This window comes from Arthrobacter sp. Cr_A7, from assembly GCF_029222765.1.
Taxonomy (GTDB): Bacteria; Actinomycetota; Actinomycetes; order Actinomycetales; family Micrococcaceae; genus Arthrobacter.
The window spans coordinates 1-453 of sequence record NZ_JARHXQ010000294.1 but is presented as its reverse complement, the minus strand read 5'-3'; the positions used below and the strand labels follow the sequence as shown (position 1 = coordinate 453).

1 protein-coding gene is annotated in these 453 nt (G+C 67.5%); it reads left to right on the top strand.

Features of this window, described 5'->3' with window-relative positions; all coding sequences use genetic code 11:
- Positions 1 to 13: 13 nt before the first annotated feature.
- On the top strand, positions 14 to 453 hold a 440-nt coding region (locus P2Q66_RS17295; RefSeq protein WP_275730135.1), incomplete at its 3' end, for a serine hydrolase domain-containing protein.

Below are 453 nucleotides of genomic sequence, written 5' to 3'. Positions count from 1 at the left end.
GAAGAATAGGTCCATGGGTACACACCCGGCCTGCAGGTGGACGCGGATCACCGCCGCCCTGTGCGCAGCCCTGCTGGCGGTATCCACTGCGGGCTGCACCGGAGATCCCCCGCCGCCACCGGACCAGGACAAACCCGCTGCCTTCACGCACCTCGAGGCCTTCAGCGCCCGGATGATTGAGGAGGGTGCCCCGGCGGTACTTATTGCCGTCAGGAACGGCGACAGCACCTGGACCCACGCGGCCGGCGTCCGGAACCTTGAGACCCGGGAACGGGCGACGGTCGGCGATCCCGTCCACATAGGCGGCATCACCGAGTCGATGGTGGCTGTCTCAGTTTTGAAGCTGGCCGAGGAGGGCAGGCTTGACCTCGATGCCCAGGTGAGCGCCTACCTTCCTGAATTCGGAACGGTGCTGCGTCCCCCCGGGCCGGTCACCGTGCGGCAGCTCCTGAC